Below are 26,132 nucleotides of genomic sequence, written 5' to 3' on the forward strand. Positions count from 1 at the left end.
CCCGTGTATCACCACCCAACGCCCAGCAGCGATACCCAACAGACTCAACGACGAGTGAGGACCGTGCCGCACGGGGTTGCGCAGGGTTCAAAGCGCCAGCTGGTCACCAGTGCGTGCAGCAATTTCAATCGAAATTGTCGTCGTTGTGGACGGAACCTGCGGTGGCGATGTTTGACAATTTCAATCGAAATTGCGTGAGGTTCACCGCTGATCGAGCAGTGGTTCGTTCTGCCTGCCCCGCAGACCAGCCGAGCGGCGGGTTCACCCCGCCAGCGGGTTCCGGCCGGAGATCGCCGCCGTCAGCTTTGCCGCTCCGGCTCGCATGATCTCGCCGACCTCGGTCGGTTCGTGGCGTTCGTGGAAGCGGCTCCACGACGTGCTCAGCGCCGCCACCGGGCGGGCGCTGTGGTCGAACACCGCCGCACCCACCGAGCGCAGTCCGGGGGCGACCAGCTCCACCTCCTCCGACCAGCCGCGTTCCCGGTCGACCGCCAGCTGCTCGCCCAGCTCCGCCAGCGTCCGGGGTCCGCGGCCGGTGCGGGTGATGAAGTCGCTGCGGCGCGGGAAGAGTGCCCGGACCTGGGCGTCGGGGCTGCCCGCGAGGATCGCGCGGCCGTTGGCGGTCAGGTGCGCGGGCAGCCGCACACCGACGTCGGTGATCAGCGAGACGTCGGCGCCCGAGGTCGGCTGTTCCTTCAGCAGGTACACCGTTTCCGAGCCGTGCAGGATGCCCAGGTGCACGGTTTGCCCGAGGTTGCGGGCCAAGCGGCGCAGGATGGGTGCGGCCCGGCGTTCCAGGGGTTCGTGGCGCAGGTAGGCGGAGCCGATTTCGAAGGACACCACGCCGAGCCCGTAGGCCTGCTCCCCCGCGAGGTAGACCACGAATCCCTTGTCCACCAGCACGGACAGGATGTGGTACAGCGATGAGCGCGGGATGTCGAGGTCCCGCGCCAGGGTCGCGGCGCGCACCGGCCCCGGTGCTTCGGCCAGCCGGACGAGGACGTCCAACGCCCGTCCGACCGCCGGTGATGCGCTCGATTCGGCCACTGCACCCACCTCTCGCCCGCGATGACAGCACGATTGTCGCGGATGCCGCCGGTGTGGTTCACATCAGCCAATCCGCTCGGACGTCCTCCTGGTGCTCGCCGAGTCGCGGGATGCGCGGGCGCGGCCGGTCGTCGGAGTCTCCGAACTGGACTGGTTGCTTGAGGTAGCGCAGCGCTCCGAGCACGGGATGTTCCAGCTCCGCCACCAGGTTCCGGCCCCGCACCTGGTCGCTGTCCACGGCCTCGGCGAGGTCCCAGATGGGCCCGGCGGGAACACCGGATCGTTCGGCGGCGGACACCACCTCCGAGACCGCGCGGCGCTGCGTCCACGCCTCGATGATGCTGTGCAGCAGCTCGCGGTTCTCGGTTCGCGCGGTGTCGGTGGCGAAGCGTTCGTGGACGGCCAGCGACGGTTTGCCCAGCATGTCGGTCAGCCGGGCGAACACGCCGTCGTTGGCCACCGCGATCGCGACCAGCCCGTCCGCGGCCTGGAAAGTGTCGAAGGGCGTGGAGACCGGGTGCCGGTTGCCGGTGCGCCCGGGCAGTGCGCCGGTGGCGGTGAGCAAGCTCATCGCCGTGACCTGCAGGGAGACCAGCGAATCGAGCATCGCCACGTCGAGGTGCCGGCCGCGCCCGGTGCGTTCGCGGTCGAACAGCGCGGCGCAGATCCCCCACGCGGCGAACATCCCGGCGCACAGGTCGCCGAGCGATTCGCCGGTCCTGGTGGGCGGCCCGGCGGGCTGGCCGGTGGCCGCCATCAGCCCGGACATCGCCTGCACCACCAGGTCGTAGGCCGGCAGGTGCGACAGCGGTCCGTGCTGGCCGAAACCGGAGATGCTCGCGTAGACCAGGCGCGGGTTGTCGGCGGACAGCGTCGCGTGGTCGACACCGAGCTTGGCCGCCACACCCGGGCGGAAGTTCTCCACCACCACGTCCGCGCGCCGGGCCAGGCAGCGGAAGAACTCGCGGTCGTCGGCGTCCTTGAGGTCCAGCGCGACGCTGCGCTTGCCCCGGTTGAGCTGTGCGAAGTAGACGCTCTCGCCGTCGACGAAGGGCCCGAGGTGCCGGGAGTCGTCGCCGCGCACCGGTTCGGCCTTCACCACGTCGGCCCCGAGATCGGCCAGCATCGCCGTGCAGTAGGGCCCGGCCAGCACCCGGCTCAGGTCCAGCACGCGCACACCGTCGAGAAGTCCCATCGCGCCCTCGTTCCGCAGGAATTTGTGCTCACGAACGTCGTCCACCGATCACGCTAGGAACGGAGCAACGCGGTGGACGACGTGCGGACGCACGAAAGATCGGCGGTTTTCCGGGCAGCGGGCCATATGTTCGGGCAGCCCGGTCGTTCGGTAATGGCGCGGAAGACCGATCGAGGAGGTTCCATGACGCCTTACCTGCTGCCCGCCGAGTACGAGGACTTCCGCGCGAGCGTGCGCGCGATGGCCCAGGCCAAGATCGCGCCCCGCGCCGCCGAGATCGACGAGCGCGGCGAGTTCCCGCACGACGTCTACGACGAGCTGGTGGCGGCCGGGCTGCACGCGGTCGGAATCCCCGAGCAGTACGGCGGAGACGGTGCCGACGCCACGGCCTCGGCCATCGCCGTGGAGGAGGTGGCCCGGGCGTGCGCATCGTCGTCGACGATCCTGACCTCGAACAAGCTGGGCGTGACTCCCCTGCTGCTGTTCGGCACCGAGGAGCAGAAGCAGCGGTACCTGCCCCAGGTCGCGTCCGGAGAGGTCCTGATGGCCTACGCGATCAGCGAGCGCGAGGCGGGTAGCGACGTCGGGGCGATGCGGTGCAAGGCGGTCCGGGACGGCGGCGGTTACCGCTTGGACGGCGTGAAGACGTGGATCACCTCGGCGGGGATCGCGGGACTGCTCGTGGTGTTCGCGGTGACCGATCCGGAGGCCGGGTCGCGCGGGATCTCGGCCTTCGTGGTGCACGCCGACGATCCGGGCATCAGCTGCGGCCCGCCGGAGAAGAAGATGGGACTGCGCGGTTCGGTGACCCGCGAAGTGTTCTTCGAGGACTGCCGGATCCCGGCCGACCGGCTGCTCGGCGAACCCGGCAAGGGCATGCGGATCGCGCTGTCCACTTTGGATCGGACGCGGGTGTCGATCGGTGCGCAGGCGGTCGGGATCGGGCAGGCCGCGGTGGACGCGTCGGTCGGCTACGTGCAGGAGCGCAAGCAGTTCGGCCGTCCCATCGGGGACTTCCAAGGCGTGCAGTTCAAGCTCGCCGACATGACCATGCACGTCACCGCCGCCCGCCAGCTGGTCTACGCGGCGGCGGCACGCGCTGACGGCGCCCCGGATCGGACGTTCTTCGGCGCTGCAGCGAAGTGCTTCGCCTCCGACACCGCGATGCGCGTGACCACCGATGCGGTGCAGCTGTTCGGCGGCTACGGCTACACCCGCGACTTCCCCGTCGAGCGGTTCATGCGCGACGCGAAGATCACGCAGATCTACGAGGGCACCAACGAGATCCAGCGGATCGTCATGGCTCGCCGGCTCCTCGGCTGAGCGCTCGCACGGCGAACCACAACTCGATCCGGTCGGTCAGCCGCGCCAGGTCGCGTCCGGTGAGCTGCTCGATCAGCTGCAGCCGGTAGCGCAGGCTGTTGCGGTGCACGGCCAGCGCTTTCGCGGTCACCGATGGCGAGCAGTCGTGGTCGAGGTAGGCGCGCAGGGTCGCGAGGAGTTCGCCGTCGTGCTCGACGTCGTAGCGCAGCAGCCGGGCCAGCGTGGTCTCGGCGAGTTCCGCCAGGGGCAGGTCGACGCTGCCGGCCAGCATACCGGTCACGCTCAGGGGCCCGGCCGGGTGCACCCCGGGTCCCTGAGCACTGGCCTGGCGGGCTTCGGCGTGCCCGATGCGCAGCCCGGGGACACCTGATCTGGCGGTGCTGACCCCGACGCCGACCTGCGGATCCAGCACCGCCAACCGGTCGCGGAGTTCCGCGGCGATGCCCGCGACGTCCGCGGTGGCGGGCACGATCAGCACGGCGGTGTTGTCGATGACCGCGGTCGGCTGGTGGTCGTCGCGGCGCTCCACCAGCTGCCCCACCGCCCACGGCAGGCGGCGCAACCGGTCCGCGGGCCCGTCGACGGTGGCCAGCACGACGTGGTTCGGCTCCCCGACCGGCACCCGCGCACGGGTCAACCGGGCGCGCCCCTCGCGGTCGGAGATCACGTGCTCCAGCACGTCCTCGACGACGTGGCCGAGCAGTTCGCGCCGCCCGGTCAGCACTGCCTGGTGCCGGGCGATCTCCAACCCGAGGATGTTCGCCGCGAACGACAGCACGCTCTCGAACTGCGCGGGGATGTCAGCGCACACCTGGGCGACCGGCACCTGGTCGATCTCGACCGGCCGGCGCACCGTCGCATCCGGAACCGCCGCGTGCTGGGGGAACTTCGCCAGCACGGCACCGTCCACCCCGACCACCGCGACCGGCGTTCGCCCGAGGTGCACGTGGAGCCGGCTGAGCAGCCCGGTCAGACCGTTGCCCGCCAGCAGCGCGCGCACGAGCTCGTCCTGCACCGCGACGTTGGCGCGCACCGCGTCGTACTGCTCGGCGAAGATGCGGTCGGCCACCCAGTGGCTGATCTGGACGAACGGCACCTCGCACGGCGATTCCACCAGCGCGAGCCCGCACTCCTCGGCGGCCCGGACGACGACGTCCGGGACTTCGCGGTGCACCAGCCCGGTGCCGAAGCACAGCGCCGCGATCGGCAGCCGCGCCAGCCGGTCGACCAGCTCCCACCACTGCTCGTCGGTGCGCTCGTACATGCCGGTGGTCAGGACGAGCTCATCGCCGCGCAGGAACGGGACCGGATCGGGCAGTTCCGTGGTGGAGACCCAGCTGATGGGCCGGGCTGCACCGCAGTGGCTCGTCCTCGCCACCAGCCGCAGCGACGGTTCCGCGACGAGATCGCCCACGCTCACCGGCATCATCGCGTTCTTCACCTGCCCATCGGACGGGTGAGCACCCGGCACCGTCAGGCCGCCGGAGCCGTTTCCCGGATCCGCTTGCGCATCGCGGCCCAGTAGATGACGCCCGGGACCACCAGTCCGAGCAGCCAGGCGATGTCCGCACCGCCGAGCAGCTCCACCAGCGGCCCGGTGAACACACCGTCCACATTGGAGAACGGGATCTGCACCGCGATGCCGACGAAGTAGGCGATCAGCGCAGGCACGCACCAGCGGCCGTAGACGCCGTCGGGGTCGTACATCGCCTCCATGTCGTACTTCTCCTTGCGCAGGAAGTAGAAGTCGACCAGGTTGATCGCGCTCCACGGGGTCAGGAAGTAGAGCAGGAAGTGCAGGAACAGCACGAAGTTCGACAGGAAGTCACCGCGCCCCAGCACCGCGATCACACCGCCCAGCACGCCGACCAGCGCGATGTAGCCGATCCGGGTCGCCGGGGACAGCCCGACCTTGCGGGTGAAGGCGCTCATCGTGGTGGCCACGGTCATGTAGCCGCCGTAGATGTTGAGCACGTTGATGGTGAGCTTGCCCAGCGCGATGGCCAGCAGCAGCGGCAGCACCAGCGCTTCGCCGCCGAGGCCCACCACGTAGGCGACCTCGTGGCCCTTGAACTCCTTGCCCGCCACCGCGTAAGCCAGCGCGCCGAACGACATCGCCCAGGTCGCGCCGAGCGCGGTACCGCCGTAGGTCCACCAGAACGTCGCCCGGATCGAGGTGCCCGAGGGCAGGTACCGCGAGGTGTCGGCGACGTAGGGGCCGAAGGTGAGCTGCCAGGACGCGGTCAGCGACAGCGCGAGCAGGAACGCGGGCACGTCGAGCTTCGCGTTCGCCAGCACGGACCCGAGGTCGTGCGTGGTGACCAGCCGGAAGGTCAGGTACACGAACACCACGACCGACACCAGCGAGGCCAGCCAGCCGAAGCGGTGGATCAGCCGGTACCCGACGATCGCGATCGTCGCCGACAGCGCCGCGTAGAGCACGATGCTCAGGTCGACCGGCAGGTCGGTGATCGCCGAAAGCGCCTGCCCGCCCAGCACGTTGCCGCTGGCGAAGTAGCCCAGGTACATCAGCACCACGAGCACCAGCGGCAGCACGGCGCCGTACACGCCGAACTGGGCCCGGCTCTGGATCATCTGCGGGATGCCCAGCTTCGGGCCCTGGGCCGCGTGCAGGGCCATCGGCACGCCGCCGATGGCGTTGCCCAGCGCGATGGCCACCAGCGCCCACAGCGGGTGCAGCCCGACGAGCACGGTCAGCGCGCCGGTCACCGCCGAGGTGATCTGCATGTTGCCGGCGAACCACAACGTGAAGAGGCTGCGCGGGCTGCCGTGCCGCTCGGCCTCCGGGATCGGGTCGATCGACCTCCGCTCGACCTGCAAGCCACCGGCCATGTGTCACTCCTCGCCCCGCCGAATTCAGTTCGTTCCATTAGTCGCCGCGACGAACTCCGGATCAATGCCCGGCGGAGACCCGCTGTCTGGAATGCCAGACAGAGGCGGATCAACGTCCCGGAAACGCCGAACCGGGCGGGGATTCGGCGATCCCCGCCCGGTTCGGCGCGAAAGGTCAAGCTGTGGCTGGAGGTCCTCAGTCGAGCGAGCCGACGACCGCCTCGGCCGCGGCCAGCAGCTGCCCGTTCTGGCACAGCTCGACGGCGGCCTCGATCTCCGGCGACAGGTGCCGGTCGGTGCCCGGGCCCTCGACGCGCTCGCGGATGCGGTCGCGCACGGCCGCGGTCGCCGCCGACGGGGCCAGCGGGCTGCGCATGTCGATGGCGCGAGCCGCGGTCAGCGCCTCGATCGCCAGGACGCGGGTCAGGCCGTCGACGGCCTTGCGCAGTTTGCGGGCCGCGGACCAGCCCATCGAGACGTGGTCCTCCTGCATCGCCGAGGACGGGATCGAGTCGACGCTGGCCGGGACGGCCAGGCGCTTGAGCTCGGAGACGATCGCGGCCTGGGTGTACTGGGCGATCATGTGCCCGCTGTCCACGCCCGGGTCGTCGGCGAGGAACGGGGTCAGGCCGTGGTTGCGGGCCGGGTCCAGGAACCGGTCGGTGCGGCGCTCGCTGATGCTGGCCAGGTCCGCGACGACGATCGCCAGGAAGTCCAGCACGTAGGCCACGGGCGCGCCGTGGAAGTTGCCGTTGGACTCCACGCGGCCGTCGAGGGTGACCACCGGGTTGTCCACGGCGCTGGCGAGCTCGACCGACGCGACCGACTCGGCGTGCGCGATGGTGTCGCGGACGCCGCCGGCGACCTGCGGCGAGCAGCGCAGCGAGTAGGCGTCCTGGACGCGGGTGCAGTCCGGACCGGCGTGGCTGGCCACGATGCCCGAACCGGCGAGCAGGCGCGACATGTTCGACGCGGCGGCGGCCTGGCCCGGGTGCGGGCGCAGCGCCTGCAGGTCGGCGGCGAAGACGCGGTCGGTGCCGAGCTGGCCCTCCACGCTCATCGCGGCGGTGATGTCGGCGAGCTTGACCAGCCGGCGCAGGTCGTGGCAGGCCAGCACGAGCTGGCCGAGCATGCCGTCCGTGCCGTTGATCAGCGCGAGGCCTTCCTTCTCCTGCAGCTCGACCGGGGCGATCCCGGCGGCGGCGAGGGCCTCGGCGGCGGGCTTGGCCTCGCCGCTGGCGTCGCGGACGGTGCCCTCGCCCATGATGGCCAGCGCGATGTGCGCGAGCGGCGCGAGGTCACCGGAGCAGCCCAGGCTGCCGTACTCGTGGACGACCGGGGTGATGCCGGCCGACAGCACCGCGGCGTAGGTCTCGGCGACCTCGAGGCGGACGCCGGTGCGGCCGGTGGCCAGGGTGGACAGCCGCAGCAGCATCAGCGCGCGGATGACCTCGCGCTCCACCTCCGGGCCGGTGCCTGCGGCGTGCGAGCGCACCAGGCTCTTCTGCAGCTGCTTGCGCAGCTCAAGCGGGATGTGCCGGGTGGCGAGCGCACCGAAGCCGGTGGAGATGCCGTAGACCGGCTTGGGCTCCTCGGCCAGGCTCTCGATCCGGCCGCGGGTGGCCGCGATCTCCTTCTTGGACTCCGCGGACAGCTCCACGCGCGCGCCGTCGCGGGCGACGCGGACGACGTCGGCCGCGCTGACCGCGCCGACTCCCACGACCACGGCAGCGGTGTCCACGGCAGCTTCAGTACGGCTCATGCTCAAACTTCTTTCCTCGTGAGTTGGGGGTTTCGCGCCTCTTCCCGGGCCGGCTGGCCCGGTTCGGGGTCGGCGCGTGAAATTGGGAACCAGCGGCGGCCGGATCGACGGCCGCCGCTGGAGCTCTGGGGTGCGACCGGATCAGCTCGCCCCGACCTCGGAGACGACGCGGTCGTCGTCCGGGCCACCGCTGCCGGCATCGACCGGCCGCCGGCCGATGCCCAGCCAGAAGCCGAGCGACAGCAGCACGAGCCACACCGCACCGACGATGAGCGCCACGCGGGTTTCCGCCGAGAAGGCCAGCAGAACGACGACGAAGGCCAGGAAGGCGATCGCGACGATCTGGGCGAAGGGCCACAGCGGCGCCGGGAACTTCAGCGCTGCGGCTTCCTCAGCGCTCATCTTACGCCGGGCCTGGTAGTGCGACAGCATGATCATCAGCCACACCCACACCGTGGCGAAGGTGGCGATGGAGGCGATGATCGTGAAGATGTCCTCCGGCACGACGTAGTTGAGCACCACGCCGATCAGCAGCGCGCCGGTCATGATGACCACGGTCATCCACGGCACGCCGTTGCGCGAGACCCGGCCCATGATCGCCGGGGCCTGGCCGCGTTCGGCCATGCCGAACAGCATCCGGCCGGCGCCGAAGATGTCGCTGTTGATCGCCGACAGCGCGGCGGTGATGACCACGACGTTGAGCACCGTCGCCGCGGAGTTCAGGCCGAGGCTCTGGAAGATCTCCACGAACGGGCTGCCCTCGCCGTCGATCTGCTGCCACGGGATGATCGACATGATCACGCCCAGGGTCAGCACGTAGAACAGCAGGACCCGGACCGGCACGGTGTTGACCGCGCGCGGGATGGTCTTCGCCGGGTCCTCGGCCTCACCGGCGGTGACGCCGATGATCTCGGTGCCGCCGAAGGCGAACATCACCACGGCGAAGGACATCAGGAAGCCACCGATGCCGTTGGGGAACATCCCGCCGTTGGTCACGAGGTTGGTCACCGTGGGCTCGGCGTGGCCGCCACCGGCGGTGAAGCCGAAGACCAGCACGGCGATGCCGCCGGCGATCATCGCGACGATGGCGACGACCTTGATCAGCGAGAACCAGAACTCGAGCTCGCCGAACGCCTTGACGCTGAGCATGTTCACCGCGGCGAGCAGGAACAGCGTGGCCAGCACCCAGGTCCACCGAGGTACGTCGGGGAACCAGAAGCCCATGTAGACGGCTAGTGCCGTGACGTCCGCGATGGCGACGATGACCATCTCGAACGTGTAGGTCCAGCCGGTGATGAAGCCCGGCAGGCGCCCGAGGTGCCGGGTGGCGTACTCGCCGAACGAACCGGGCACCGGGTCGGCCACGGCCATCTCGCCGAGCGCCCGGAGCACGATGAACACCACGGCGCCGCCGATCAGGTAGGCGAACAGCACCGAAGGGCCCGCCTGGCTGATCGCGTCCGACGATCCGTAGAAGAGGCCGGTCCCGATGGCCGAGCCGAGAGCGATGAAGCGGATGTGCCGTGCCGTGAGGCCTCGACTCAGGGCCGCCGCGCCTTTTCTCACCTAGTTCCTCCCTGCGGGAACCACGTCGTTCCCTGTGTTGCGACCGGGGTGGTGAACCGCTCGGTTCGGGGCCGCCGGACTGTGCTTGCGCGCACAATCGGAGGCGGTGCGATATGTATAGTGCTGTATATACAGCTCGTCAAGAGGTCGGTTCGAAATCAGCTGACGCACAACGCCCACGCGATGACGAACACGAACAATCCAGACAGCAAAAGGGGATCTGAGCGACCTCAGGTCGCGTCGAAGGTGCCTTCGAGGCGGAACCGCGATCCAGGATGCAACAGGCGCGCAGTGCTCACGAGGCGACCCTCCGACCACGTGCGCCGGTGGATCAGCAGGCACGGCTCGAACTCCTCGATGCCCAGCCGCGCGCAGTCCTCCGCGCCGCCCAGCACCGCCTCCACCACGTGCTCGCCCTTGCCCAGCGGCGCGATCTGCGACAGGTAGCTGTTCGGCGTCTGCACCGAGAAGTCCTGGTCCAGGTAGTCCGGGGCCAGCTCGGGGTTGACGTGCCGGTCCTCGAGCTGGATCGCGACGCCGTCCTCGAAGTGCACGACGATCGAGTGGAAGACCGGCAGCCCCTCGGTGATCCCGAACAGGCGGTGCATGCGCAGGTCGGCGGGTTCCTCCCGCAGCAGCACGACCTCGGTCCGATGTCGGTGCCCGCGCCGCTGGACCTCGTCGGCTATGTTGCGCACCTCGTACAGCGCCGAGCTGCTCTTGCGCTCGGCGACGAACGTCCCCACCCCGGCCAGCCGGACGACGAGACCTTCCGCGCTCAGCTCGCGCAGCGCCCGGTTGATGGTCATCCGCGACAGCCCCAGGGCGTTGACCAGCTGGCTCTCGGAGGGCAGCAGCGCGCCCTCGGCCCAGCGCCCGGTGCCGATCTGCTCGGTGATCACGTCCTTGAGGCGGCGGTACGCGGGAGCGGACTCGCGGCGGCTCTCGTGGAACAGCGCGGCGACGTCCAACGCATCAATGGTCACCGGTCACCGCCCACCTCAGAGATCAAACCGTACGTCCAGTCTATCGGCCGCACCCCGCCCGGAAGTGTTCCGGGAGCAGAACGCCGCAGGTTCGGCGATCGTTCCGCGACCTTGTGCCCAGGGTCACGACGGCGTTGTGCCGATCTTCGCGGCGCATGATCACCGGTCGGTCGATCTCGACCGGAAGCTCGCCGACCGGCCCGGTCGATCTTCCCCGGGCAAACGAGTACGCACTCCCCTCACCAGTGCAAACGGCACCTCGGCCAGACACGGCGTCCGGATTCGGAGCCGACCGCTGCGGACCGAGCCCCTCGATCAACACGATCTGTTACTCAGAGTTGCCGTCAAGCCTTATTCGACTAACTGATCAGGTGAAACGTTGAAGACCAGATAACTCTTGGTTACGTTCCTGGTGGCTGCGAAATCACGATCCGGTCACGACGCCTCGTCGCCGCGAGGCACTACCGCCCCGACGGTGGCCGCCGGATCTCCCCCGACGTGGAAAGGCTTACGTGCAGAAGCAGGACAACGCGGGCGGCCCCACCCCGAAGGCTTCGCTCCGCGCACTCGTTGACAAGTTCGGCCTGAACGCGAACGGCTCCCGGACCCGCCGGGTGTCCGCCAAGGTCCTCCCGGTGGTCGTCGCCGGCGGCGCCCTCGTGCTGGTCGGCCAGTCGATGGCCACGGGCGCCGACCAGGAGCCCACGACCGCCCACATCCGGGCGGTCGACAACGAGACCCCGGCCCAGGCCCAGGTCCCGGCCGCCCTCGCCCCGGCCGCCCCGGCCGCTCCCCCGGTCCAGGCAGCTCCCCCGGCCCCGCAGACCCCGCCCGCTCCAGCAGCACCGGCTGCACCGGCGGCCCCGGCTCCCGAAGAGCACCCCGCTCCGAAGGAGGCACCGCCGGTCACCAAGTCCCTCGACGTGGACTACCAGGCGCAGCAGACCAGCTACTGGTGCGGCCCGACCGCGACGCGCATCGCGCTGTCCGCCAAGACCGACGACCTGCCGGACCAGGGCTCGCTCGCCGCTGACCTCGGCACCACCGAGAACGGCACCGACACCATCCACCAGGTCGTCGACGGGATGAACAGGAAGCTGCCCGGAGCCAACTACGAGGCCCGCGACTGGAGCGACCGCCAGATGTCCCCGGAGCTGACCGACCAGCTGTGGTCGGACACCGTCCGCGACGTCAACGACGGCAAGGCGATCGTGGCCAACATCGTGGCGGAGCCCGGCAACCAGCCGCCCGGCTACCCGTCGAGCGAGACGATCTACCACTACGTGGCGATCATCGGCTACAACGCCGAGGACAAGACGGTGCACGTCTCCGACCCGGCGCACTTCAACGGCATCGAGGACTACTGGCTGAGCCTCGACCAGATGGCATCCCTGATCAAGCCCAAGGGCTACGCCGCCTGACGCTCCCCCACGACGAAGGCCCCGCCACCCGGCGGGGCCTTCGTCGTATCCGGCTCAGCGGGTCACCTGTTCCAGGAACGCCTGCGTCTCCTCGTCCGGCGAGTACACGCACACCCCGCTCATCCCCCGCGTGAGCAGCACCTTGTAGGTGTTTCGGATGAGCCCGGCGAAGTGGAGGTCGTCGGCCTTGCGGACCGCAGGGTCGTGCGAGTGGCTGCGCCGAGCGATCCACTGCCCGTCCCGGCGCACGAAATCAGGCCCGATGATCACGCCGGCCCAGTCGTACTCGAACCCCTGCGCGGTGTAGATGCAGCCGACCTGGCCGAACCCGCGCTCGTCGGAAGCCCAGAAGTAGGACTCCGGCGCGTCGGGAACGCGCTTCTCCGGCTTGGCGTTCCAGGGCCGCTTCCAGTCCTCGATGACGACGTCGTCGACGAGGCTCTTGCCCTGGTCCGTCTTGACCGGATCGCTCCACGACCAGCAGTAACCCGCGGCGATGCGCGCGTTCCCTCCGTGCGCCGACTGCTGAGCGCGCAGCCACGCCTCCATCGCCTGCGGAGAAGCCGCGCTGGTGACGACGAAGTCGTCGTCGACGGGCGAGGCGAGCTGGCTCCACGCCGCGGGCGCGGCCGGCTGGAGGCCGAGGAGCCGCGACACCCAGATGTCGAACGCCTCGGAGCCGCCGCAGCGGAACTGCCCGTCCAGGCGCACCACCTCGACCTCGCATCCCCGCGACTTCGCCGAGGTGGTGATCTCCTCCAGCGACCCCATCTCCCCCGGACGCACGATCTGGTTCTCGTCGAGGAGGAACACCGGCACGGACGCGACGTCGATGAGTTCGTCGATCTGGCGCCCGGCGGCGTCGCGGACGTCCTTCTTGGTGTAGCGGTTGACGCTGGTTTCCCGGATGCGGTGCGCTTCGTCGCAGATCAGCACGTCGAGCTCGCGCGGCTCGGAGCCGACGTAGTTGTTGAAGTACTTGAACAAGCCCTGCACCCGGGTGTTCCGGCGCCCCGCGATCTTGCGCAGCGTGCGGGTGAAGGCGCTGGAACCGGTGGCGTGATGCACTGTGCGGCCCTGCCGGGCGAGCTCACCGACGAGGCTGAGCGCGATGGCGCTCTTGCCCGAGCCGGGACCGCCGAGGACGATCACGGCGGTCCGGGAATCGGCGGCGCGAGCCTTGCGCACCGCCTGCATGACTGTCTCGAAGGCGACCTTCTGCTCGTCGAGCAGTACGAACTGCTCCCGCTCCTGGATCTCCTTGGCCGCGAGGTCGAGCAGCGGCTTGGACGGGGCGTGGTGGAAGTTCAGGAACTCCTCAGCCGCATCGCGCGCGGAGTCGCGGTCGCCGGCTCGGTCGAGCACGGACTGCAGGTGATCGACGAGCTTCCCGCGGTCGTCGAGGGTGAACAGCCGGCCGTAATCGCTCAGCGCGTGATCCCGCAGCGCGGCGACGCTGGCGTTGCGCGCGTTGTGCAGGTAAGCGATGCCGTGGACCGACCGGGGCCGCGCGGCGAGCGAGGGGGTCGAATCGACCAGGTACTCGCAGTAGCGGCGGACCTGTTCGACCGGGTGCAGAACGGGATTCTCGCCGTAGGCGGAGATGCGGACGAGATCGCCGAGCGTCTCCTCGACCTGGGACCACTGCTTCAACTCGACGAGCACGTAGCTGGGCTCACCCGTCTTGGGGTGTGTTCCGCACAGGACGGCATCCACCCGCCTCGGACTGTGCGGGAGCTTGTGCTCCAGGAGCACTTCGACGTGCCCCAACCCGGCATCGGCGAGATCTGCGAGCAGCACCGGAAGGCTCCGCTGCCAGGCCCGCACCTCGGAGATCCCCACCCGGGCCTCGAGCTGGAACTTCGCCTGCTCGTTGAGCAGCAGGTGCAAACGATCAGCTCTCGCCTCGTCGAGCAGCTCCGCCGCGCTCCGACGAACCAGCGCCACTTCCAACCCCCACTGGGCACGCGTGATCCACGCGCGGGTGGGGGCAGCGACGAAGTGCGAACTTCGGTGCCCGTCGGGCCGCGATCTTCTCGGACAAGGCTAATGGGTCGATCTTCGTGCGAGCCGTCCGGGTGACCGGTGCGACGTTGGCCTTCCTTCCTGTCGAATCCGCAGGTCAGGCGTGCGGTCGGGCAGCTTGGACCACGGCGTCGATCGCCTGGGAGACGCGGTCGGCCGCGTCGTCGGGGTCGGGTTGGCCCGCGTCGAGCCAGGCGATGACGGCTTCGAGGGCGACGGTGGGGACCAATCTCGCCGCCCAGTCCTGCCAGGGGCCGTCCGGGATCGTTCCGCTGAGGTGGCGCTCCGCGATCTCGGTGGAGGCGATTCGGATCGAGTCGGTGATGTCGCGGAATTCCAGCTCCCGCGCTGCGTGGCGGAACAGCAGCCGGAACCCGTCGGGGTCCTCGCTCGCGGCTCGCAGCAGCGCGGGGATGCTGGTTTCGTCGAAGTCGTCTTCGCCGACGGCCTCGGTGAGCCGGGCGCTGGCGCGGTCGAGGACCGCTCGGTAGAGGTCGGTCTTCGAGTCGAAGTGCCGGTAGAGGATCACGCGGCTGATGCCGGCCTCGGCGGCGACGTCGTCCAGGCTCGTCGCACTGTGACCACCACGGGCGAACGCCCTGGTCGCCGCGTCGAGGATCTGCTCGCGCCGTTGCGCCCGAGGCATGCGCCGCGTCGACTCCGCGGCTCCAGTCGCTCGACGTGCCATCGCTGCCACCCTCCCCTTGTTAACGCTCAAGTTAACATCTAGCGTTGTTTACTCCGGGATATACAAACCGGGGTGAACATGGGGAGGGTGACGTGAACGCACCGATCCAGCTGCCGTTCGACCAGCAGCACCCGTTGGAGTTCCCACCGCAGGTCCGCGCCCTGCAGACCCAGGGCGCGGTGCACGAAGTGCGCACCGAGGCGGGCGACAGGGCATGGCTGGTGACCAGCTACGCCCTGGTGCGCCGACTGCTGGCCGATGAGCGGCTCGGCCGCTCGCATCCGGCACCGGAACGCGCAGCCCGGGTCGGCGAGTCCGCGCTGTTCGGCGGCCCGCAGGGCGACTTCGAGACCGAGCAGGCCGACCACGCCCGAATGCGCGAGCTGCTCCAGCCGCACTTCTCGCCCAAGCGGATGCGCGAGCTGCGTTCCCGAGTCGAGGCGCTGGCCGACGAACTGCTGGACGGCTTGGCCGAGAAAGGGCCACCAGCAGACCTGCACGACGCGCTCGCGCTCCCGCTTCCGATCCTGGTGATCTGCGAGCTCCTCGGCGTGCCCTACGAGGACCGCGACCTGTTCCGCGCGTGGACGCAGGCAGCAGCCGACGTCACCGACCGGGCTCGCTCCGAACGGGGACTGGCCGACCTGTTCGACTACGGCCGGCAGCTGGTCGCCCGCAAGCGCCGGGATCCTGGTGACGACGTGATCTCCCGGCTGTGCGCCGCGGACGGGATGGGCGACGACGAGGTCGCCATGCTGTCGATGGCTCTGCTCTTCGCCGGTCATGAAACGACCGTGGTGCAGATCGGCATGGGTGCGCTGCTGCTGTTGACCAACCGGGCGCAGTGGCGAGCGCTGCTGGCCGAACCGGGCCTGGTGCCGGGCGCGGTCGAGGAGATCCTCCGCATGCCGGTCGGCGGCGGTGGCGGCGGCGGGATCCCCCGCTACGCCCGGACCGAGTTCGACATCGACGGCGTCACCGTCCACGCGGGAGACCTCGTCCTGCTCCACCCCGGTGCGGCCAACCGCGACCGGGCCGTCTTCGCCGATCCCGATTCCTTCGACATCGCGCGAAAACCGTTCGGCCACTTGAGCTTCGGCCACGGCCCGCGGTACTGCGTAGGCGCTCCGCTGGCCCGCATCGAGCTGCACGCGGTGTTCAGCCGCCTACTCGCCCGCTTCCCCGCAATGCGACTGGCCGTCCCACTCGACCAACTGGAGCTGCGCCGAGGTTCCCTGGCGGGCGGGCTGGTCGAACTCCCGGTGACCTGGCGAGAAGGCGCGCCCTAGCCGCCGGAGAGTTCACCGAGGACGTTCAGCGTCCGGTTCGCGCGGACCGACATCCGCTGCTCGCGGGCGGTCACGTCGATGTAGGTCTGGCTGGAGTTGATCGACGAGTGGCCGAGCAGCTTCGCGATCTCGGCGGCGTTGGCGCCGTCCTCGGCCAGCCGGGTGGCGAAGGTGTGCCGCAGCGCGTGCACCATCGCGCCCGGCTGCACCCGGTCCGAAACCCCAGCCGCCCGCAGCGACTGCCGCACCAGGTACTGCAGCCCGCCGCGTTGGAGCCGCTCGCCGCGGTGGTCGACGAACAGCGGCTCGCTGCCGGGCAGCCGCTCGCCGAACCGCTCCCGCCGCGACCGCAGGTAGTCCTGGATCAGCGCGTCCAGGGAGTCCTCGATCGGGATCGACCGGTTCTTGCCGCCCTTGCCGTGCACGTGCAGCCGCCGATCACCGCTGCGCCCGGCCAGCGAGCCCGCGGTCAGCTCGAGCAGCTCCGCCGAGCGCACCCCGGTGCACAGCAGCGTGGCCAGCACCGCGAGATCGCGCTCCGGCCACGGGTTGCGCGCCCGCCGGGCTCCCGAGGCGACCGTGCGCAGCAGCCGCTCGGGCGTGTCCTCGCCCTGCAACGGCTTCGGCGTCGAGGGCGCATTGCGCGGCTTGGGCACCACCTGCATCGGGTTGCCGGGCACCGCGCCCTCGACCACCAGGAATCCGAAGAACCCGTTCCACGTCGACCACGCCCGGGTCACCGACGAGGCCGACCGCGCGCCGGCGAACCGGGCGAACGCCGATCGCAGCACGGAAGCGTCGACCCGCTCCACCGGCAACTGGTCGGCGGCGGCGCCGGTGAGCTCGACCAGCTCACCGGCCACGGTCTCCAGGTCGCGGCGGTAGGCCCGCAGCGAGTTCGCCGCGAGCTTGCGAGCCTGCAAGTGCTCCAGGTAGATCTCGATCAAGCGCGCCAGGTCCACGCCGCACCTCCCCGATGATCATCTCGGGTAGATGAAATCAGACCCCACCGACACTCAGCTGTTGCGGATGAACCGGTCCAGCACCCGCACGCCGAACTGCAGCGCATCCACCGGCACCCGCTCGTCGACGCCGTGGAACAGCGAGCTGAAGTCGAGGTCGGCGGGCAGCTTCAGCGGGGCGAACCCGTAGCAGCTCATGCCCAGCCGGCTGAACGACTTGGCGTCGGTGCCTCCGGACATCATGTACGGCAGCGCCTTGGCGCCGGGGTCCTCGGCGATCAGCGACGCGCTCATGGCGTCCACGATCCGGCCTTCGAACTTGGCCTCCACCGGCGGCAGCCCGACCCACTCGCGCTCCACGTCGGGACCGAGCAACTCGGCCAGCTCCCGTTCGAACGCCTCTTCCCGCCCGGGCAGGATCCGGCAGTCCACCGCGGCCTCGGCGACCGAGGGGATGACGTTGTGCTTGTACCCGGCGGTGAGCATCGTCGGGTTGGCGGTGTCGCGCAGCGTGGCGCCGACCATCCGCGACAGGTTGCCGAGCTTGGCGACGGCGCCCTCGACGTCGTCGTCCGGGAAGTCCCACCCGGTGATCTCGGTGACGCCGGCGAGGAATTCCTGCACCGAGTCGGTCAGCACCAGCGGGAACCGGTGGTTGCCGAGCTTGGCGACGGCCTCGGAAAGCCTGGTCACGGCGTTGTCGTCGTGCACCATCGACCCGTGCCCGGCCCGCGCTCGAACCCGCAGCTTCAGCCAGCGGATCCCCTTCTCAGCGCTCTGCACCAGGTAAGCGCGCACACCGTCCTTGAGCGTGACGGAGAACCCGCCGACCTCGCTGATGGCCTCGGTGCAGCCTTCGAACAGCTCGGGCCGGTGGTCGACCAGCCACTGCGCCCCGTGGAAGCTCCCGGCCTCCTCATCGGCCAGGAACGCGAAGACGATGTCACGAGGCGGAACGATGCCGTCCCGCTTGAACCGCCGAGCGATCGCGAGGCTCATGGCGACCATGTCCTTCATGTCGACCGCACCCCGCCCCCACACGTACCCGTCCTGAACGGCCCCGGAGAAGGGGTGCACGGACCACTCGGCAGGATCGGCGGGCACGACGTCCAGGTGCCCGTGCACCAGCAACCCGCCCCGACCCGAATCGGCCCCGGGCAACCGCGCGATGACGTTGCCGCGCCCGGGATGATCCCCGGACTCGACGTAGGTGACCTCGTACCCGACCTCGCTGAGCTTGGCCGCCACGAACTCGGCGGCGGCCCGCTCCCCCACGAGCGTCTCGGGATCACCGGTGTTGGTGGTGTCGATGCGGATCAAGTCGCTGGCAAGACCGACAACCTCCTCCTCGGCCAGCCGCAACCCCGCGTCATGATCAGTACCGGACATACCGCTGTGCTCGCTCACCAGGCATTTCTATCACCCGAGCGGCTTAGAGGGGGGTGCCGTTTCACCCCGGATGACCATGGGCTAATCTATGTACACAACACAGCGGGAACGCCCCACCGAAGAGGGTGAGCCCGAGATGTCCGAGTGGCGGAATGGCAGACGCGCTAGCTTGAGGTGCTAGTGCCCGATTAAGGGCGTGGGGGTTCAAGTCCCCCCTCGGACACTCTCTTACCCCACGGGTTTTAGACTCGGCGGCTAGCACTCCTTACTGCTGGTAGCGGGGTTTTCCTTTTGGCGCTCGACGGTGGGGTCCGTCTCGAGCACGGAGGGCATCTGGCCGGGTGAGGCCACCAGCTCGGGAGCTGGACAGCCTGGAATCGGCCTGAGGCCCCAGCCTGCGTGGCTGCATACGATCTCCAGGCCTGCTCGGCGAAGATAGTCACCAACGTCGTTGCCCACATCCTGCCCGGGTGGTTCCCCACCGTGCTGACTGAGCAGGCCGGGTAAAGCATCGCGAAGCTGATCCTCGCGGACGTACACGGTGCGGGGCACCGGACTCGGCCGCGGTAAGGCTGCCTTGTAGCCGTGGCGGCAGCGATAACCGGCGCGGCCATGTACCCAGTGCGCGTCCATCCGACGGCCACACTCCCCGCACACCACCAACCCAGCCAACGCATACTCACGCGTCTGGCCGTCTTTGGTCGGCCGCGCAACACGTATCCGCTGAACAGCGATGAACGTGGCCTCATCAACCAACGGTGTATGAGCCCGCTGCTCGGAGACTTCCCATTCCTGCACCGAGTTCCGGCGCACCGCCCCGGAGCCGCGGCCGTCGGCGCGGCCCCCGGCGCCGTGGCCTTTGGTGGCGTGCCGGTTCCAGACCTGCCGACCGGTGTACCGCGGATTCTCCAGGATCAACCTGATGGTGCGGGCGATCCACCGCCCTCCCGGCTGGTGTGAGTTGCGGGCCTGATCCGCATCGGACGGGCAGGGCACCCCACGGTCGTTGAGCTCCCGCGCCAGCGACGCCACAGACCGGCCACGAGCCCGCTCGGCGAACAGCCACCGCACCCACGGCGCAGTCTCCGGATCCGGCTCCAGCACATGCACGCGTCGCCCCCACTGCGCGTGGGTGACGTTCGGATGCGGGCCAGCGTCGGCCAAGCGATATCCGAAGGGTGGGCGACCACCGAGGAAACGTCCCTCCAGTCGGGTCTGGCCGCCCATCGCGGCCTTCACCCGATGCCGAGTCCGCACCACCTCCCGCTGTGCCTGCGCACCCAGCAACACCATCAACGCCTCGTGCACCGGACTGTCCAGCTCCACCGGCCCACCGGCCTCGGGCAACCACAGCTGCACCCCCAACTCATTCAGCCGTGCCACGACCTCCCGAAACTGATCACCATAAAAAGCACGCTCGTACTCGCCCACCACCACCGCATCAAACCCACGGTCACGGTCCTCCGCCGCAGCCAACAACGCCGAGGCCGCCGGCCGGTCCTGCCAGGACCACCGCCGCGACCGGTCCTCATCGAAGAAGTCGACCACGATCTCACCGACACCCTCGATGAGCTCCTCCGACACCGCCCGCTGCCACGAACGCGACGTCGCCGGATCCTGAAACCCACGCGTCGACATCCGCCCGTAGAACGCGAACCGCACACCACGAGCCGGACCCGCGGCAGAGCGCGGCGCACCACCACGACGTGCCGCCACCGCATCCACAAAACCGGAACTGGTCAACCCACCCAAGCTCGACCCTTCCTCACCTCGAAGCCGAGCCCCATCGTGGCCCACGATCACGGACGAATTGATCCACACCCGAACAGAGCAGTCCGCTACGCACCCAGACCGAACATCTTCTCCCACCCCTCGCGCTGCCTGCCGAACTAAGTAAGCGGGGCTCGTCGTGTCCGTGTCCGAGTGCGTCGATGGTCGAAGGCGCCTCGGTGATCGCCACCTCGCAGATCCCGCCGGAGCAGACCGCTCCACCAGCAGCCATGCGGTGAGCGGATTGACGTAGGCGAAGCGCGCGGCATCGTCGGGCACCGGGACGCACCACGACAGCTCGGTGCGCTTGGACTTCGCCTAGCGGTCCGCCGCCTGATCGGGAGCGCGCAGCGGCCGATCGCCGCGTGCGAGCATGCCCGGGCCGACGTGGCTCGACGTGCCCGACTCCCTCGAAGCCGGGCACGAATGGGAACGAGGTGTGGGAGGCGTACGCGCCGGACACCGTCATCGCATCCGACGCGGTCACCTTTTCTTGCCTCGTATGCCCAGGCTCGGGCCTGGTTGGCCGCGTAGTAGGCCGAGGGCGGCGAAGTCCCGTGCGTCCAGCGCTGACGGCTTGACAGGAAACGGGCACCCTTTCCAGTGCCTCGCGGGCTCTAACATCACATATCCGGGACGGATACCGTCAAGGGACTATCTGAATCCTGATTCCGAACATGTTCCAGTAGTCTTCGGCGAGCTCTTTCCCACCCAAGCGCAGAGGATACGATTGCCACCAGGGATCTTTCACCCATCTGAGATCCGGATCTCGGATTTGAAGCTTCTCAAATCTACGATCTAACTCACTTACGAGTTCTCGAAACTTCACCATCTCCGGATATTCATTGAGTGACGCAGAACCCAAAACAAACTCAATAGAATGCCGATTTTGAAAGTCATGCAACAGTTCGTCGATATTGTCGTCATATCCGTGCTCACACCGCCAAACCAGGTGTTCCCACGATTCCAAAAGCGGACCAGGGCGAGCCCCGCCCCGGCCTACTTCTTTCTGCACCTGCACGAATCTTTCCTCGAACGCGGCACTGAACTCCACTTAAACCACCTTCCAGTCATGCTTCGCCGCAATCAACGTTAGCACTCCAGCCAGAAAACATGTCCTGACTTCTGGCACAGAACACGAACGGTTCGGCATTTTCAGGGAGAGAGTCTTACGTTCACATCATATCTCCGATAAAGCCACGTCGCCCACGCTTTAGATCTAACAAGCGGTGGCGCGGCCACCCTGCCGCGCCACCGCGAACAATAACTCAAAGACAACGTACCGCTATTGATTGTTATAGTAGTCCAACGGATTCTGGTCGGTTACCCTGAAGAACGTCCTAATCTTCCCGTTCTTGTCGCGGGCCCCAAACCATCCAGTCTCGGGATTCACTCGAAGAAGAGCACCATCCCGCGTACGATAGCGTTCTCTTGCTCCGCGCGGAAGCGTGTCACCCATGAACTCTTTTGCGGCACTCCAGTACGCTTCCGGGTTTCGTTTAAATTCGGGCATGTCAGGACCATTGGGCTTATCGGGATGCGGGCCCCATTTTTTCCCGTTCCTCCTGTCAAAACCGTACCCAACCGCATGCTTATAGTAATGCTCCCATGCTTTGTGGCGACTTGCGAAGCCGTATTTGTTCAGAACGAGGACGTTGGAGGCCATGATGCTCCGCACGCCCGAGTAGGACAGCTTGCCTGCGGTCAGGAAGCTTCCGCCGGGCATCGGGATGAACATCGACATGATCTCGATGCCGTTGGATGCCGCGTGGGAATAGGCGCCGAGGAACTCCAGCACGTGCAGCGCCATGTCGCTCTGCATATGGCTGTCGAAGCCTGGGTTCGTTGCCTGGTTCAGGCATCGTTGTTGTGCGGGGCTGCCGTCCATGTAGGTGTACTTGCAGATCAGGCCGTTTTGGTAGGCCTGTTTGATCTGCGCGTCGGTGAGCTGCGGGCGGTTGTGGCGCAGCTGTTCGGCTTCCCTGCGGAAAGCTTCCATCGAGATGTCGATGGCTTCCAGTGCTTCCTGGGCAGCCGCCTGTGCGTCCTTTCCTGCCTCGTATGCCCAGGCTCGGGCCTGGTTGGCCGCGTAGTAGGCCGATGCGGCGAAGTCCCGTGCGTCCAGCGCGGATCGTTGGGCGCTTGCCGCATACGACGCGGCTTGGTCGGCGCTTCGCTGTGCGGAGTTCGCGGCTGCTAGGGCCGATTGGGCGGATTTAGCGGCACGGTCAGCGGAGGCTTTCGCGTCGTTGGCTGCATGCTGGGCCTGGGCGGCAAAGCCTGCCGCCTGCTCGGCTGAAGCGTTGGCCTGCTTGGCGTATCCGGCAGCTTCTTCGGCGGCGTTGCGCGCAGTTGCTGCGGCCTCCGCCGCTGTGAACGCGTGTTGCTGGGCTTCGGCAGCGGCTTGCATGCCTCGCCGCACGAGACGTTCCATTTCCGCGGCGTGCACAGCGGCCTTGTAGTCCTCTTCAGCGGCCGTGTGCTGGCCGCTTTCGAGGAACACCTGCACCGCCGCCGGCGGGCCGTGCAAGGCGGCTTCGGCCGCGGCCTGAACCCGTGGGCCGCCTGCGTCCTTGATCTGAGCGGTTTGGAGCCGCTGGTCTTTCGCGCGGGCGGTGAACTGGCCGTCGTCCAGGAAGTTGCGGACGTCTTCAGGGGTGCCGTCCAGGGCGGCGTTGGCTGCTGCGCGTACGGCGGGGCCGCCCGCGTCGAGGATCTGCGCAGTGCGGATCCGGTCGTGGGTCACACGGCCCGGATAGTCGCGGGTGCGCAGGAACTCCTCAACGTCTGCGTCGGTTCCCTTCAACGCTTGCTCGGCTGCAGCACGCAGTTCTTCGGGTTCACCGAGCTCAGCGATCCGTTCAACTCGAGTGCGGTCGTCCTGCATCGCCGCTTCACCGCGGCCATGGTCGAGCCAGGCCCGCAGGTCCTCGTCGCTTCCGGACAGCGCATCCGCGGCGGCGTTGCTGCTCCAGACGCCACCGTGTTCCATGATGTTGATCGCGGCCTTGCGCCCGCTGGTGATCACCGTGTCCGGATCGGCACCCTCAGCCGTGGCAGCATCCAGCAGCGCCTGCGTCTGTTCATCGATGCGGGTTTGTTCGGCTGCGTCCCACTCTTGTTTGTCCTCGTTGTCCTGCCATGCGCGATGGGCTTCCTTGGCCATCTCGACGGCATGTTCCTGATTGCGGGCAACACGGTCGGCTTCGGCTTGGCGCGCCAGGTCGACAACGGCCCGGGCCTCGTTGGCTGCGTCCATCGCCATGTTCGCGGCCTCAATGGCAGCGTTCGCGTGATCGGTGGCCTGCTGAGCAGCATCGGCGGCCTCACCAGCGTGTTCGGCTGCCTCATCGGCCGCAGCTGCAGCGGCGTTGGCGTGCTGTGCGGCCGAGGCAGCCGCCACAGCAGCCTCGTCTGCGGCCTGAGCGGACCGGTTGGACAACGACACTGCGGCGTTGGCAGCACTGCGTGCACGGTTGGCCTGTGCCTGTGCCGCCTGCCCGGCTGCTTGAGCCCGGCGTGCTTCTGCATCAGCAACGTTGGCGTGTTGGCCGGCTCGGGCCGCGGCACGCCCCGCTGCAGCGGCGTTGTCGGCCGCGGTCGCGGCCGAGACCGCTGCGTTGCCGGCCTCGCGAGCTGCGGTACCGGCGAACCGTGCCGCATCAGCGGCACGATTCGCACCCGCTGCCGCTTCACGAGCCTGGGTAGCGGCTTGGCGGGCCGCGGCAGCCTGGCCTGCGTTCATGCTCGCCGCTGAGGCAGCCGAATACGCACGCGAAGCCGCCTGGCCCGCCAGACTGGATGCAGCAGCGGCGCGGGAGGCAGCCTGCGCCGCCACCGCAGCAGCGGCGGAAGCGGCATCGGCCGCGGCGATGGCCGTGCGTGCGGCGGAAGCGGCCTCATTCGCCATCTGCGCCGCCCGCGCGGCAGCGGCGGTGGCTTTTGCCGCGTCCGACTGAGCCGCCTCGGTTTCCTGTGCGGCCCGCTCGGCTGCCTTCTTCGCCTCCGCGGCGGCGCTCAGCGCCCGTTTGGTTGCTTCTTGAGCAGCCGCGGTTTCCTGCCGTGCGAGCTCGCTAGCGTTCTCCGCGCGTTCGACCAGCTCAGTGACGGTGGCTTCTTCCTCGTCACGTGCCTGAGCCACTTCCCAGCCGTTGGCAAGGAACGCGTGCAGTGCGGTGACCGTGTCCGCCTGCAGCGCGGCTTCCGCAGCGTCCTGGAGATGCGGGCCGCCCTGGTCCTTGATCCGCGCGATCCGGATCCGCAGGTCCTTGGTGTAGTTGTCCTGCCAGCCCTCTTCCAGGAAGGCTGTCAACGCCTCAGGTGTGTCAGCCTGCAGGGCTTTCTCAGCGGCCGCCTGCATCGCAAGGCCACCGGAGTCTTTCAACTGAGCAATGCGGATCCGCATGTCGGTGTGCACGGTGTCGCGCCAGCCCGCCGACAGGAACTCCTCCAGCACTTCCACGCTGCCGTCGTCGAGCGCGGCATTGGCTGCGTGCTGGGTACTGGGGCCGCCGCCGCTGATCGCTTGCACGGTGCGCAGCCGCAGATCCCGTTCATAGGCATCATGCTGCCCTGTGTCCAAAAAGGATCGGATGTCTTCGTCGGAGCCCATCAGGGCTGCTGCGGCAGCAGCCTTGGTGGCGGGCGCACCGTTGAGGTAGAGCTCCACAACACGCCCGCGCTCGGTCAGCTCGAGATCGAGCTCGTCGTCTTCAGCCGCCGCGACAGGTGCGGCACCGAACACGCCTGCCCCGACTGACAGTACGAGGTAGAGGGACAAGAATCGTCTGCTCCTGGACCGGCGCTCGCGCGCCGGTCCAGGGCGCCTTCTGAAAAACACGCGTTTCTCCCGATACATTCAGCGAACACGACGGTAGAAAATCGAGCGGGTTCGCACGCGGATTCTCTGTCCAATGAGGACAGCGGTCGAGCCGGGTTCACGAACAGTTGCATCAACTCTGCTCAGGACATGAGTCGTTAAGACCGCCCGTCGGAACGTCGGGGCCTCCGAGTCCCATCCCAGAACTAGCCAGGCGCCCGATGACACAACGAGGCCAACCCTCGCTCGCGCAATCTGATCAATGCCGCATATGCAGCCATAGCCGAAGGCGCCCCCAAGCGAAAGAAATTCTCAGCAACAGCCACGAATAACAACAAGGAAAGTTAGCAAAACGGACACAACTAAATCCAGGCAAGATCGCGTGATTCACCTCATTAGCCCAACCGTTACCCAAAGCCACAAGGATCACCATAACAATTTCACGCACCCCCTCTCGCATCCATGAACCACCTCAGGCAGAATTGCAACGTGATGTGGATCACTCAATCGGCGCTAGCGTCCGAATGTCCGCTTTGTTAGCGTTCGCACGGTCTGGGGAGATTATTGTCTGGAGTAAAATGAAGCACTGACTGAAGCTCGTTGCGCTGTTTTCGCTCACCTCCGCGATAGCCACGTCAGCCGGAGTAGCTTCCGCGCTGAACAGCGACGATGCAGAGACGATCGCCCCAGATTCCGCATTAGTTCCCGCCGTAGAGGATTACAACTATCCCGGCGCTGACCAGATTTTCACGGAACGCGGCATCAGATTAATCAAAGGCGACGGTCATATTGTTCTCGCTGATTGCAAGAGCAGCGACCCGCTGATCAAGGTTGAAAGCGTCACTCTTCCAACTTCGTGTTTCCAGGTCATTGGAGCACAAGGATGGATCACCGTCGAGATTCCTCGCGTCTACCTGATTCGAGGCGGCGAGCACAATGTGAACGCCCGAATCACGGTCAATGGAAAGACCGAAGCAGTCGACATCCCACCCGGCGGACACAAGCCTGTCGGCGAAGGCAGCGCCCCGCCTGACGAC

General features: G+C 68.2%; 17 protein-coding genes and 1 tRNA gene. 4 read left to right on the forward strand and 14 right to left on the reverse strand.

The window, feature by feature from the left end:
- Nucleotides 1-261: 261 nt before the first annotated feature.
- Nucleotides 262-1,047, reverse strand: coding sequence for an IclR family transcriptional regulator (locus tag OU415_RS09335; protein ID WP_270948216.1), 786 nt, complete (start codon nucleotides 1,045-1,047; stop codon nucleotides 262-264).
- A 58-nt stretch (nucleotides 1,048-1,105) separates the two neighbouring features.
- Nucleotides 1,106-2,242, reverse strand: a complete 1,137-nt coding sequence (locus OU415_RS09340; RefSeq protein ID WP_270948217.1) for a CaiB/BaiF CoA transferase family protein — start codon at nucleotides 2,240-2,242, stop codon at nucleotides 1,106-1,108.
- 183 nt (nucleotides 2,243-2,425) lie between these two features.
- Here OU415_RS09340 and OU415_RS09345 point away from each other — a divergent pair, with 183 nt between their 5' ends.
- Nucleotides 2,426-3,565 carry an acyl-CoA dehydrogenase family protein gene (locus OU415_RS09345; RefSeq protein ID WP_270948218.1) on the forward strand — a complete coding sequence of 380 codons (1,140 nt, stop codon included), beginning with the start codon at nucleotides 2,426-2,428 and terminating at the stop codon, nucleotides 3,563-3,565.
- Here the strand turns inward: OU415_RS09345 and OU415_RS09350 are convergent.
- From OU415_RS09350 to hutC, 5 genes are all read right to left on the reverse strand, one after another.
- Nucleotides 3,540-5,006: a PucR family transcriptional regulator gene (locus tag OU415_RS09350; protein WP_270948219.1), complete on the reverse strand. Its 1,467-nt coding sequence runs from the start codon at nucleotides 5,004-5,006 to the stop codon at nucleotides 3,540-3,542. The two genes, OU415_RS09345 and OU415_RS09350, sit on opposite strands and share 26 nt — an antisense overlap.
- Before the next feature lie 32 nt (nucleotides 5,007-5,038).
- The gene (locus OU415_RS09355) at nucleotides 5,039-6,418 is read right to left on the reverse strand and encodes a purine-cytosine permease family protein (protein ID WP_270948220.1); all 1,380 of its coding nucleotides are present in this window, start codon (nucleotides 6,416-6,418) and stop codon (nucleotides 5,039-5,041) included.
- 196 nt (nucleotides 6,419-6,614) lie between these two features.
- A complete protein-coding gene (gene hutH, locus OU415_RS09360; protein ID WP_270948221.1) occupies nucleotides 6,615-8,180 on the reverse strand; it encodes a histidine ammonia-lyase in 1,566 nt (521 codons plus the stop codon).
- 141 nt (nucleotides 8,181-8,321) lie between these two features.
- A complete protein-coding gene (locus OU415_RS09365) occupies nucleotides 8,322-9,746 on the reverse strand; it encodes an amino acid permease (RefSeq protein WP_270948222.1) in 1,425 nt (474 codons plus the stop codon).
- A gap of 230 nt (nucleotides 9,747-9,976) precedes the next feature.
- Nucleotides 9,977-10,732 carry a histidine utilization repressor gene (gene hutC, locus OU415_RS09370; RefSeq protein WP_270948223.1) on the reverse strand — a complete coding sequence of 252 codons (756 nt, stop codon included), beginning with the start codon at nucleotides 10,730-10,732 and terminating at the stop codon, nucleotides 9,977-9,979.
- Nucleotides 10,733-11,244: 512 nt separating this feature from the next.
- On the opposite strand from hutC, the gene OU415_RS09375 reads away from it, so the two are divergent.
- The gene (locus tag OU415_RS09375; protein WP_270948224.1) at nucleotides 11,245-12,153 is read left to right on the forward strand and encodes a C39 family peptidase; all 909 of its coding nucleotides are present in this window, start codon (nucleotides 11,245-11,247) and stop codon (nucleotides 12,151-12,153) included.
- A gap of 54 nt (nucleotides 12,154-12,207) precedes the next feature.
- Here OU415_RS09375 and OU415_RS09380 read toward each other — a convergent pair whose 3' ends face one another.
- Complete coding sequence (locus OU415_RS09380; protein WP_270948225.1) at nucleotides 12,208-14,100, reverse strand: DUF2075 domain-containing protein; 1,893 nt, start codon at nucleotides 14,098-14,100, stop codon at nucleotides 12,208-12,210.
- A 175-nt stretch (nucleotides 14,101-14,275) separates the two neighbouring features.
- A complete protein-coding gene (locus tag OU415_RS09385) occupies nucleotides 14,276-14,866 on the reverse strand; it encodes a TetR/AcrR family transcriptional regulator (protein WP_270948226.1) in 591 nt (196 codons plus the stop codon).
- 92 nt (nucleotides 14,867-14,958) lie between these two features.
- Here OU415_RS09385 and OU415_RS09390 point away from each other — a divergent pair, with 92 nt between their 5' ends.
- Nucleotides 14,959-16,155 (forward strand): cytochrome P450, encoded by a 1,197-nt coding sequence (locus OU415_RS09390; protein ID WP_270948227.1) that lies wholly within the window; start codon nucleotides 14,959-14,961, stop codon nucleotides 16,153-16,155.
- Here OU415_RS09390 and OU415_RS09395 read toward each other — a convergent pair.
- On the reverse strand, nucleotides 16,152-17,117 hold the full coding sequence (locus OU415_RS09395) for a tyrosine-type recombinase/integrase (RefSeq protein WP_270948228.1): 966 nt from the start codon (nucleotides 17,115-17,117) through the stop codon (nucleotides 16,152-16,154). The two genes, OU415_RS09390 and OU415_RS09395, sit on opposite strands and share 4 nt — an antisense overlap.
- 54 nt (nucleotides 17,118-17,171) lie before the next feature.
- Nucleotides 17,172-18,506, reverse strand: a complete 1,335-nt coding sequence (locus tag OU415_RS09400; RefSeq protein WP_270948314.1) for a M20/M25/M40 family metallo-hydrolase — start codon at nucleotides 18,504-18,506, stop codon at nucleotides 17,172-17,174.
- Nucleotides 18,507-18,644: 138 nt separating this feature from the next.
- On the opposite strand from OU415_RS09400, the gene OU415_RS09405 reads away from it, so the two are divergent.
- A tRNA-Leu gene (locus OU415_RS09405) sits at nucleotides 18,645-18,729 on the forward strand.
- 32 nt (nucleotides 18,730-18,761) lie between these two features.
- Here OU415_RS09405 and OU415_RS09410 read toward each other — a convergent pair.
- From OU415_RS09410 to OU415_RS09420, 3 genes are all read right to left on the reverse strand, one after another.
- Complete coding sequence (locus tag OU415_RS09410) at nucleotides 18,762-20,249, reverse strand: recombinase family protein (RefSeq protein ID WP_270948229.1); 1,488 nt, start codon at nucleotides 20,247-20,249, stop codon at nucleotides 18,762-18,764.
- Between the two features lie 673 nt (nucleotides 20,250-20,922).
- Nucleotides 20,923-21,330, reverse strand: a complete 408-nt coding sequence (locus OU415_RS09415; protein WP_270948230.1) for a hypothetical protein — start codon at nucleotides 21,328-21,330, stop codon at nucleotides 20,923-20,925.
- A gap of 231 nt (nucleotides 21,331-21,561) precedes the next feature.
- Nucleotides 21,562-25,056, reverse strand: coding sequence for an ALF repeat-containing protein (locus tag OU415_RS09420; protein WP_270948231.1), 3,495 nt, complete (start codon nucleotides 25,054-25,056; stop codon nucleotides 21,562-21,564).
- Nucleotides 25,057-26,132: the final 1,076 nt, after the last annotated feature.

Source organism: Saccharopolyspora oryzae, from assembly GCF_027853915.1.
Taxonomy (GTDB): Bacteria; Actinomycetota; Actinomycetes; order Mycobacteriales; family Pseudonocardiaceae; genus Saccharopolyspora; species Saccharopolyspora oryzae.

Coding starts and splice junctions, on each gene's coding strand:
- OU415_RS09340 (WP_270948217.1), bottom strand. CDS start 2,242: ATGGGACTTCTCGACGGTGTGCGCGTGCTGGACCTGAGCCGGGTGCTG.
- OU415_RS09345 (WP_270948218.1), top strand. CDS start 2,426: ATGACGCCTTACCTGCTGCCCGCCGAGTACGAGGACTTCCGCGCGAGC.
- OU415_RS09355 (WP_270948220.1), bottom strand. CDS start 6,418: ATGGCCGGTGGCTTGCAGGTCGAGCGGAGGTCGATCGACCCGATCCCG.
- hutH (WP_270948221.1), bottom strand. CDS start 8,180: ATGAGCCGTACTGAAGCTGCCGTGGACACCGCTGCCGTGGTCGTGGGA.
- OU415_RS09385 (WP_270948226.1), bottom strand. CDS start 14,866: ATGGCACGTCGAGCGACTGGAGCCGCGGAGTCGACGCGGCGCATGCCT.
- OU415_RS09400 (WP_270948314.1), bottom strand. CDS start 18,506: ATGTCCGGTACTGATCATGACGCGGGGTTGCGGCTGGCCGAGGAGGAG.